Raw genomic sequence first — 8,248 nt, forward strand, 5'->3', positions numbered from 1 at the left:
ATTCGCCTTACGGTGGAGCTGTGCGTAGATGTGATCAAGAGACAGGCATCTCACCCGGTGCGCGGGCGAGCGAGGCGGCCAGGGCGCGAGAGGGCTCGGCCTCTACCTCGATCCGCACCTGGGCCGGGCGGCCGCGGGCGATGCCCAGCAGCTCCGCGGCACGCGGGGACAGGCCGATCACCCGCCCCGGGTCCTGCGGCCCGCGGTCGTTGACCCGCACCGAGAGGCTGCGGCCGTTCTCCAGATTGGTCACGCGCAGGATGGCGGGCAGTTGCAACGTGCGGTGCTGCGCGGTCAGCAGCGCCGGGTCGTAGGTTTCCCCATCCGCGGTGCGCCGCCCGTCCCCCGTCCCCGGCAGCACCGTGGCCAGCCCGGTTTCGGCCAGCCCGTAATCCTCGCGCGGATAGGACCAGAGGCCGCCCATGCTATAGGGCTGGCCGATCGTATAGACGGCGGGGGTCGGCGCCACGGGAGGCGTGCGCGGACCGCAGGAGGCCAGGACGAGGCCCAGGGCCAGGACCGCCGGGACCGCCATGCGGCCGCCCGCATGGCGGAGTCCGGCGCGGGAAGCCCTGGCGCGAGGGGCCGTGCCCCCCGCGGCGGAGGGCTGGATCACGCCACGCGGTCCGACAGCATCCCCACCGCCAGCGCATAGAAGTCGGACGGATTGTAGCGGCGGATGGCGTTGAAATTCCGGTACACCGCGAAGGCCTGCCCGTCGTCGCCCGGCACCACGATCGCGGCGTCCTGGTCGAAGCTCGGCAGGGCCGAGCCATCGGCCTTGCGCACCCCGAGACGCGCCCATTCGCCGAGCGGCTTACGGTTTTCCCGGCCCAGATCGCCCCGGTTCAGCCCGGCCGGCAGAGTCACCTCCCGCCCCCAGAGCACACCGCCCTCCCAGCCGCTCCTGGCCAGGTAGTTGGCGATGGAGCCCAGCGCGTCGGCGCGGTCGTCCCAGATGTCCTTGCGGCCGTCGCCATCGAAATCCACCGCCAGGCGGTTGAAGCTGCTGGGCATGAACTGCGGCTGGCCCATGGCGCCGGCATAGGAACCGCGCATCCGGTCCACGCTGACATGGCCGGCATCCAGGATCTTCAGCGCGGCGATCAGCTCGGCCCGGAAGAACTTCGCCCGGCGCCCTTCCCAGGCCAGGGTGGCCAGGGCCTCCACGGTGTTGAAGTTGCCCGTATAGGCGCCGTAGTTGGTTTCCAGTCCCCAGATCGCCACCACCACGCGGGCGCTGACGTTGAAGCGGCGCTCGATGTCCTGCAGCAGCGCCATGTTCTCGGCCACCATCTGGCGGCCCCGGTCGATGCGCGTCTGGCTCAGCCGCCCGTCACGGTACTGGGCCCAGGTCATGGTGAATTCGGGCTGCCGGCGGTCCAGCTCAATGACCTTGTCATTGGGCCGAAGGCCGGAAAGCGCCCGGCTCAGGGTCGCGTCCGAGATCCCGCCGCGGCGCGCCTCGGCACGCAGCCCCTGCAGGAAGGAGGCGAAGCTTTCCTCCTGCGCCCGTGCCCCGAACGGCACCAGGGAGGAGGCGGAAGCCCCGGCGGCAGCCAGGGTGGAAAGGAGAGCGCGTCTTGTGGCCGGCATGGGCGCAGAGGTGGCACGCGGCGCCGATTCCGGCAACGGATCGCGCGCCGCCGCCGAGTAACCTTTCCGGGGTGTTGCCCGCTTTCCCTGATGCGCCGTCGCAGCCGCCTGTGGTGGCCCCTCAGAACCGGAGGGAGATGTTGATCGACCCGAAGGACTGCGTGCCACGCTGGCCGTAGAATTCCTCGGAGCGCAGGATCTGCGTATAGGCGATGCGCATGTCGCGCCACAGCACGGCGAAGCCTGCCTGGAGGTCGCCCACCAGCCAGCGCCGGTCCACGCTGCGGCTGTCGCGCCAGGTGTTGCCGTCCAGCGTGATGTCGCGCCCCACGACGCGCCCGTCCACGCCGCCGAAGACGTACCAGCCGAGTTCCCGGGTCGGCTCGACCCAGCCCGAACCGGCCAGGGCCGGGCGGATGCGGGCCGGCCCCCAGTCGGACTCCAGGCCCTTGCCCAGGCGGAGGGTGCCGCCCACCGCGCCGTAGATGTTGCCGTTGCCCAGGGAGAGGGTGGCGGCCGGGATGATCTCCGTCTCGAATCCCTGCCAGCTGCCCGTGGAAACCCTCCAGCGCCGCTCGGTCAGCAGGTCGATCACCGGCTCGTCCTTGATCTGGTAGTCCCAGCCCTTGGTGGTCTTGACCCCGATCAGCCGGTGCCAGTTGTTCTGAACCTGTTCGCCCAGCGCCCCCGGACCCACCAGCCCGGCCTGGATCTCGAAGATGGTCTGGCGGCTGGGCGTGGCATGGCTGAGGCTGAGCGCGCCGTAGAGATGGCCGGCATAGGGCCGGTCCGAGGGATCCGGGTTCCGGAGCTGCTTGTCCTCCGGCGTGAAGATGTTGTGGCCGAAGGAGAGGCCCCAGCGCAGCGGCCCCGGCCCCAGCAGCCAGCCCATGCCGCGGTCGATCCAGGCCAGCGAATCGGGCATCGTGGTGGCCGGGGAACGCCAGGTCAGCAACAGCCCGTTGGTATAGTAGCGGTCGGAATTGCCGCCAAAGAGGTCGTTCTCCACCGTCAGGCCCCAGGTGCCTGACCGGACCGGCGTGGCCTCTGCGGGTGGCGTGGCCGATGGCGCGGCCACTGGCCCGGCCGCGCCGGCGGCGACCGGCGCCACCGGAGCGAGCATGGCCGCGATGAGCCCGGCATGGATGTGATGGAGGATGGCGCGGGCGCGGGGTGCGGAGTTCATCGCCCCCGGCTTGCCTTGCGGACCGCTCCGGAGCAAGGAAGGGCCTCGCGCGGATGGGTGGCCGAGCGGTCTAAGGCAGCGGTCTTGAAAACCGCCGTGGGTGCAAGCCCACCGTGGGTTCGAATCCCACCCCATCCGCCATCCCCCCAGCAGCTTTCATGGGGGCCGGGATACGCCAGCCTTCGGGGCTGCGAAAGCCTCGCCACTAAGCCTCGCCACTCCGGCCGTCGCCCCGCATCGCCCTTTGCCCGTCACGATATGGCGCATGGGCCGGCCCACGAGGAAAGCGGGAGCGGTAACGTCTCGGGACCGCCGCGTCATGGCCGAACGCGCCAGAACACCGGGATGCGCCGTCCAGAACGGTTTCCCCCGCCGGCCAGTGCTTCTATAATCGGCGCCGTGAACGTCCTTTCGCCACCACGCGCACGTCTCAGCATCGAAGTCGTCTTCGACCTCGTCTGTCCCTGGTGCTTCCTCGGCATACGCCGCCTGCGCCGGGCCCTGCGCTCGCGGCCCGACGTGATGGCCGACATGGTCTGGCGCCCCTTCCTGCTCAACCCTGATGCGGGCGTGGGGGGAATACAGCGTTCGGACTACATCGCTCGCCGCTTCGGCGGGGAGGACCGCACCCGGCGCCTGCATACCACGCTGGCGGAACTGGGCAGGGTGGAGGACATCGCCTTCCGGTTCGACCTGCTGCACCGCTCGGTCTCCTCGCTGGACGCGCACCGGCTGGTGCGGATGGCGGCGCGGATCGGCCGGGCGGACGAAGCTGTGGACCGGCTCTTCACCGGCTACTTCACCCAAGGTCTCGATATCGGCCGGCAGGACGTGCTCCTGCCCCTCGGCGTGTCGCTGGGGCTGGAACAGGCCACGCTGCACCGCTTCCTGTCCGGCAATGCCGAGGTCGAGGACGTGCACGCGGAGAACCTCCGTGCCCATCGCCTGGGCATCAACGGCGTGCCCTGCTTCGTGGTGAGCGGCCGCCATGCCATCGCCGGGGCGCAGGAGCCGGAGGTGCTGGAGCGCCTGCTGGACATCGCCATCACCGAGGGCGAGTTCGCCTGAACGACTCCTTCCGGGCCTGACCTTTCCGGATCCGGCGTTCCCGGGCCGAAGGCTCAGCCTGTCCTGGCACCGCCCGGCTGGTGGCCGCTGACCAGGCGCGCCGCGTCATGCGGCAGCCGCAGCACGTCGACAAGGCTCAGCAGGCCCAGCACCGCGACCACCAGGAAGGCCAGCCGGAAATCCCCCTGGGTCGGGACCCCGACTTCTCCATGGAAGGACTGGCCCAGCCGCAGCACCACGGCGCCCAGGGCGATGCCGAGGCCGAGCGCCATCTGCTGCACGGTGCTGAACAGCATGTTGGCGCCGCTCATACCGCCGGGCGGCACATCGGCGAAGGCCAGGGTGTTCAGCGCGGTGAACTGCATGGAGCGGGCCAGCCCGCTGACAGCCGGGACGCGCGGGCCGCCACCCTCAGCCGGGCTTGACCTCCTCCAGCACGCGGACCAGCGCGCCCAGGATGCTCCTGGCGGCCTTCACCCGGGCCGGCAGGTCCATCTCCCGCACCAGGGCCAGCTTGTGGTCGGGCCGCAGCTTCACGGCGCCTTTCTGCGAGGCCACCCAGTTCACCAGCCCGCCCGGATTGGCGAAGCGGTTCCTGCGGAAGGCGAGCACCACGCCCTTGGGCCCGGCATCCAGCTTCTCCACCCCGGCCTCACGGCAGAGGCGCTTGATGGAGACGACCTGGAGCAGGTTCTCCACCTCCGGCGGCAGCGGCCCGAAGCGGTCCACCAGCTCCGCCGCCATCGCCTCCATCTCGGCCTCGGAGGCCAGGGTGCCGATCCGGCGATAGAGGCCGAGCCGGACGGGCAGGTCGCGCACATAGGCGTCGGGGATCAGAACCGGCAGGCCGAGATTGATGTTCGGCGTCCAGTCGGTGTCCTCCTCCCCGTCCCGCCGCCGCTTGCCCTTGGCGCGGTTGCGGACGTCCTGCACCGCGTCCTCCAGCATCTGCTGGTAGAGCTCGATGCCGACCTCGCGGATCTGGCCCGACTGCTCCTGGCCCAGCAGGTTGCCGGCGCCGCGGATATCCAGGTCGTGGCTGGCCAGGGTGAAGCCGGCGCCCAGGTTGTCCAGGGTCTGCATCACCTCCAGCCGCTTCTGCGAGGCGGCGGAGAGCCGGTGCGCCGGGGGCCAGGTGAGATAGGCATAGCCCCGGTGCTTGCCGCGCCCGACCCGCCCCCGCAGCTGGTAGAGCTGCGCCAGCCCGAACATGTCGGCGCGGTGGATCACCAGCGTGTTCACCGCCGGCATGTCCAGCCCGCTTTCCACGATGTTGGTGGCGAGCAGGATGTCGTACTTGCCGTCGCCGAACTCGGTCATCACCCGCTCCAGCTCGGTGGCGGAAAGCCGGCCATGCGCCTCGATCAGCCGTGCCTCAGGCACGATCTCGCGCAGCCGCTCGGCCATCTTCGGCAGGTCCTCCAGGCGCGGGCAGACACAGAAGATCTGCCCGCCGCGGAAGCGCTCGCGCTGGATCGCCTCGCGGATCACCACGCTGTCGAAGGGGGCGATGAAGGTCCGCACCGCCAGCCGGTCCACCGGCGGCGTGGCGATCACGCTCATCTCCCGCACGCCGGACAGCGCCAGCTGCAGCGTGCGCGGGATCGGCGTGGCGGTCAGCGTCAGCATGTGGACGTCGGTCTTGAGCGCCTTCAGCCGCTCCTTGTGGGCGACGCCGAAATGCTGCTCCTCGTCCACGATGACGAGGCCCAGATCGTCGAACTCGACCCCCTTGGCGAGTAGGGCGTGGGTGCCGATCACGATGTTGACCGTGCCGTCCTTCAGCCCCGCCCGGGCCTGCGCCGCCTCCTTCGTCGTGGCCAGGCGCGAGAGCTGGGCCACCTTCACCGGCAACCCCTCGAAGCGCCGGGCGAAGGTGCGGAAATGCTGCCGCGCCAGCAAGGTCGTCGGCACCACCACCGCGACCTGCGCGCCGGTCATCGCCACCAGGAAGGCCGCGCGCAGCGCCACCTCGGTCTTGCCGAAGCCGACATCGCCGCAGATCAGCCGGTCCATCGGCCGGCCGGAGGCGAGGTCCTCGACCACGTCGCCGATGGCGCGCTGCTGGTCCTCCGTCTCGGCGAAGGGGAAGCGGGCGCAGAATTCGTCCCAGGCCCCCTCGGGTGGGACGGCGGCCCTGCCCTCCTGCACCTGACGCTCGGCGGCGGTGCGGATCAGTTCCGCGGCCATGTCGCGGATGCGCTGCTTCGCCTTGGCCTTGCGGTTCTGCCAGGAGGCGCCGCCCAGCTTGTCCAGCGCCACCCCGGCGGTCTCGGAGCCGAAGCGGGTCAGGACCTCGATGTTCTCGACCGGCAGGAAGAGCCGGTCATTGCCGTCATAGACCAGCCGCAGGCAGTCATGCGGCGCACCGTTGACCTCGATGGTCACCAGCCCGTCATAGCGGCCGATGCCGTGGTCGGCATGGACCACCAGATCGCCCTCGGCGATCTCGGTGGCGTCGGCGATGAACTGGTCGGCCCGCTTGCGGCGGCGCGGCGGGCGGGCGATGCGCTCGCCCAGCAGGTCCTGCTCGCCGGTCAGCGCGATGCCGCCGGCGGTGAAGCCGCGCTCCACCCCCAGGATGGCCAGCGCCACCACCCCCTGGGGCAGGCGTTGCGCCGAGGGCCAGTTGCCGGTCGTCTCGGCGACCACACCGTTCTCGCGCAGCAGGTTCGCCAGCCGCTCTCGCGAGCCCCGGGTCCAGGCGGCGAGCACGGCGCGGCGACCCTGCGCCGCCATGGCCTCGGCGTGTTCCTTGTAGGCGGCGAAGACATTGCCACCGGAGGTCCGCACGTCGCTGAACAGCTTGCCCGGCCGGCCGCCGGCATCGGGGCCGTCCTCGGCGGTGAAGGGCGAGAAATGCGCCAGCGTGCCCTTCGAGAGCATGCGGTTCCAGCCGGCGCGGTCCAGGTAGAGCTTGCGCGGCGGCGCCGGGCGATAGGGCTGCTCGCCCTCGCGCGGCGGCAGGCGGCGGGCCTCGTAATGGTCCTGGATCATCTCCAGCCGGGCGTCGAGAACGTCCTCGGCCTGGTGGTCCAGGCTGACCTGGGCGCCGGGCGGCAGATAGTCCGGCAGGGTCTCCATGCTCTCGTGGAACAGGCCCGCCCAGTGCTCCATGCCCGGGTGGCGGCGGCCCGCCGAGACCGAGACGTAGAGCGGGTCCTCGGTCGCGGCCATGCCGAAGAGGTCGAGATACGCCGTCCGGAAATGCGCGATGGAATCCGGGTCGAGGAAGACCTCGCCCACCGGGCGGACCCAGAGCTCGGTCAGTGCCTCGGCGGAACGCTGGCTTTCCGGATCGAAGCGCCGCAGCCCCTCGATCTCGTCGCCGAAGAGGTCGAGCCGCACCGGCCCCGGCTCGCCCGCCGGATAGAGGTCGACGATGCCGCCGCGCACGGCGTATTCGCCCGGCTCCATGACCGTGCCGGTGCGGCCATAGCCATTGGCTTCCAGGAAAGCGGTCAGCCGCTCCGGCTCGACCCGTCCGCCCTTCTTCAACTGCAGCGTGGCACCCTCGAAGACCGCGCGCGGCGGGACCTTCTGCACCAGGGCGTTGACGGTGGTGAGCAGGATGCGTGGCTTGTCCCCGGGCTCCAGCAGCCGTGCCAGGGTCGCCACGCGCTCGGCCAGGATCTCCGGATTGGGCGAGACGCGGTCATAGGGCAGGCAGTCCCAGGCCGGGAAGCGCAGTACCTCGACATCCGGGGCGAAGAAGCCCAGCGCCTCGACCATCCGCATCATCCGCGCGTCGTCGCGACAGGCATGGAGGATGGGCCGGCCGCTCTCCGCCCGCTGACGGGCCAGCAGCAGCGCGTCGAACCCCTCCGGCGCCCCATGGACGGTGGCGCCGACGACCGGACGCTCCACCGTGGCGCTCAAGAGGCGCTGCCCTCCCCCTTGCCGAGGCCGCCGCGCATCTCGGCGGTCATCCCGGCGCCGCTGGCGGTGCATTCCCGGGCCATGCGTTCCAGCATCGGGGTGCGGACCTCCTCCGGGATGGGGCGGCGGCCGCTCAGCCAGTCCTGCATGTCCACGTCCAGGTGCTCCAGCACCGCCTCCAGCTCGTCCAGTTCCGCCTCGCCGAAGCCGGCGATGTTCCGGGCGACGAAATGCCCGACCATCAGGTCGGTCTCCCTGGTGCCCCGGTGCCAGGCACGGAAGAGCAGCCGCTTGCGCCGCGGATCGAGCGCCTGCGGCTCGGCTTCCTGCTGGGACTGCGCGTCGGGGGTATCGGACATCGGGAACATACCGGTTGGGTCGGGCGCCGCGTCCGGCCGGGACGGGGCCTCGTGGAACACAGCGGGAGAACGGCTTGGGCGGCCAAGGGTTCGCCCTTCGTTCGATCACTGCCATATAGAGGCCGACTTCCGCCATGTCAGCCCAGCCCCCGCACGAGCC

At 70.9% G+C, this 8,248-nt stretch carries 7 protein-coding genes and 1 tRNA gene; 2 read left to right on the forward strand and 6 right to left on the reverse strand.

Annotation, left to right across the window (positions count from 1 at the left end; all coding sequences use genetic code 11):
* Positions 1-34: 34 nt before the first annotated feature.
* From ROTAS13_RS14765 to ROTAS13_RS14775, 3 genes are all read right to left on the reverse strand, one after another.
* Positions 35-535: a septal ring lytic transglycosylase RlpA family protein gene (locus ROTAS13_RS14765; RefSeq protein ID WP_075822719.1), complete on the reverse strand. Its 501-nt coding sequence runs from the start codon at positions 533-535 to the stop codon at positions 35-37.
* Positions 536-612: 77 nt separating this feature from the next.
* Entirely contained in the window at positions 613-1,596 is a 984-nt protein-coding gene (locus ROTAS13_RS14770) for a lytic transglycosylase domain-containing protein (protein WP_019459834.1), read from the reverse strand.
* A 121-nt stretch (positions 1,597-1,717) separates the two neighbouring features.
* Entirely contained in the window at positions 1,718-2,782 is a 1,065-nt protein-coding gene (locus ROTAS13_RS14775) for a lipid A deacylase LpxR family protein (RefSeq protein WP_075822720.1), read from the reverse strand.
* A gap of 51 nt (positions 2,783-2,833) precedes the next feature.
* On the opposite strand from ROTAS13_RS14775, the gene ROTAS13_RS14780 reads away from it, so the two are divergent.
* Both ROTAS13_RS14780 and ROTAS13_RS14785 read left to right on the forward strand, forming a co-directional pair.
* Positions 2,834-2,923 (forward strand) — tRNA-Ser (locus ROTAS13_RS14780).
* Between the two features lie 258 nt (positions 2,924-3,181).
* Positions 3,182-3,850, forward strand: a complete 669-nt coding sequence (locus ROTAS13_RS14785) for a DsbA family oxidoreductase (RefSeq protein WP_019459832.1) — start codon at positions 3,182-3,184, stop codon at positions 3,848-3,850.
* 53 nt (positions 3,851-3,903) lie between these two features.
* Here ROTAS13_RS14785 and ROTAS13_RS14790 read toward each other — a convergent pair whose 3' ends face one another.
* From ROTAS13_RS14790 to ROTAS13_RS14800, 3 genes are read right to left on the reverse strand one after another with little or no spacing between them, the layout of a single operon-like run.
* Positions 3,904-4,215 (reverse strand): hypothetical protein, encoded by a 312-nt coding sequence (locus ROTAS13_RS14790; RefSeq protein ID WP_075822721.1) that lies wholly within the window; start codon positions 4,213-4,215, stop codon positions 3,904-3,906.
* Positions 4,216-4,261: 46 nt separating this feature from the next.
* On the reverse strand, positions 4,262-7,729 hold the full coding sequence (gene mfd, locus ROTAS13_RS14795; RefSeq protein WP_075822722.1) for a transcription-repair coupling factor: 3,468 nt from the start codon (positions 7,727-7,729) through the stop codon (positions 4,262-4,264).
* Positions 7,726-8,088 (reverse strand): succinate dehydrogenase assembly factor 2, encoded by a 363-nt coding sequence (locus ROTAS13_RS14800; RefSeq protein ID WP_037250002.1) that lies wholly within the window; start codon positions 8,086-8,088, stop codon positions 7,726-7,728. The genes mfd and ROTAS13_RS14800 overlap by 4 nt, the downstream gene beginning before the upstream one ends.
* Positions 8,089-8,248 lie beyond the last annotated feature (160 nt).

This window comes from Roseomonas sp. TAS13 (assembly GCF_001950415.1).
Classification (GTDB): domain Bacteria; phylum Pseudomonadota; class Alphaproteobacteria; order Acetobacterales; family Acetobacteraceae; genus Roseomonas; species Roseomonas mucosa.